Source organism: Thiolapillus sp., assembly GCF_048562965.1.
Lineage (GTDB): Bacteria > Pseudomonadota > Gammaproteobacteria > Chromatiales > Chromatiaceae > Thiolapillus > Thiolapillus brandeum_A.
In genome coordinates this window covers 1-1,509 of sequence record NZ_JBHNMF010000724.1, presented here as the reverse complement: position 1 = coordinate 1,509, position 1,509 = coordinate 1, and the positions used below count along the sequence as shown (strand labels likewise).

Sequence of the window (1,509 nt, the reverse complement as noted above, 5' to 3'; positions counted from 1 at the left end):
CTGGATAATGCCCACATGCTTCGCCCCCACCTCGCTCCAGCAGAACAGCCAGTTCTTACGCCCCATTGGGATCACCCGCAGGGCCCGTTCCAGGTGGTTGGTGTCGATGGGCACCTCCGGGTCACCGAGATAGACCTTCAGCTGTTCCTGGTGATTCTCGGCATAGGTGATCGCCTTGGCCAGTGGATCGCTGTTGACCAGATCCATGCGTTGGCGCTGTTGATGGCACCAAGCGAAGAAGGCATCTGCGATCGGCAGGGCATGGCGGCTGCGGTAGTCCAGTTTCTTCTGGCCGGCAAGTTTCTTATCCCGGATCTGCTGTTCTACCCGATAGAGACCTGCGATAAGAGTCAACGCTTCCCCGGCTGCCGGGTCGCCGTTGCTGGCACGCTCGAAGTAGCGCCGGGTGTGCGCCCAGCACTGGGCCTGGGTGATCTGCGGCCTGTTCCTGGCATACCGGTCATAGGCCGCATAGCCGTCGCTGAGCAGCACCCCCACGAAGCCTTCGAGCTGCCGCTCAATGTGCGCGCTGCCCCGGCTGGTAGACCAGGTGAAGCAGATTTCATCCTCCTCACCATGGATCGGCCAGTACCAGGTGGCCTGCAGCTGGCCTTTCTTCTTGCGACCCGCCTTGATGGGCGTCTCGTCCATCGCCAGCACCCGGCTCTGCAGGATGTGCTCCCACTGGGCATCGTAGATGGGACGCAGCAGCTCGATGGCCCGCTGAACGCAGTTCGTCAGGGTGGATCGGCTCAGGGTGACCCCGGCATCCTTGAGCCGTTGATGCTGGCGGTACAGTGGCAGGTGGTAACAGAACTTGTCCACCAGCAGGCCCGCCAACAGGCTGACATCCGCCAGGCTGCCCTCGAACACCGCCGAGGGGGCCGGTACTTCCATCAGGCTCGCGCTGGGCTTGTGCCGCAGCACCGGACGACGATACTCCAGCACCACGTAGCTGCCGGGGCGTTGCGCCAGGCGGCGGCTGATCTTGTAGTCGATCACCTCGTACTGGCCGGCCTCCGGGCCTTCGAGCTGGGGCGCCGACAGTTCGATCACCTCGATGGGCACATCCGGGCCGAATCGCAGGCCCGCATCGGTGACATCGTCCTCACTGCGCTGCTTAGGCTTGCGGCGATGATAGGTGATCTCTTCGGTGGCTTCCGGCTCGCTCGGAGAAGCGGCATCTCCCAGCAGGGCGCTCAGGTCGAGCTGGTCCGGATGCTCAATGATGCGCTTCTCGGACTTGCGCCCGAACAGCTGGCGTTTAAACCAGTCGGGTTGGTGCTTGAGGGCGGCGATCTCGGATCGGGAGGCCTCGAGAGCCGACTGGAGGGACTGGATGACAACGGCGGGATCTGCCTCGCTGGAGACCGGTTTTTTCGCTGTATAATCCGTCACTTGCATAGCTTAGATTATATCTTGGAACCCTGCGCGAAGCCATCATTTATGCGCCTTCCTGCCCTATCTTCGGTACCGCTTGAACCGCCGCACCGACGCCAGGTCGATGCC

The 1,509-nt window shown here is 62.6% G+C and carries 1 protein-coding gene; it reads right to left on the bottom strand.

Translation table 11 applies throughout. The annotated features are described in order from the left end of the window. Nucleotides 1-1,398, bottom strand: a 1,398-nt coding sequence (gene tnpC / locus ACOCD2_RS19555) for an IS66 family transposase (protein ID WP_419624134.1), incomplete at its 3' end; no start/stop codon positions are given. Between the last annotated feature and the right edge of the window lie 111 nt (nt 1,399-1,509).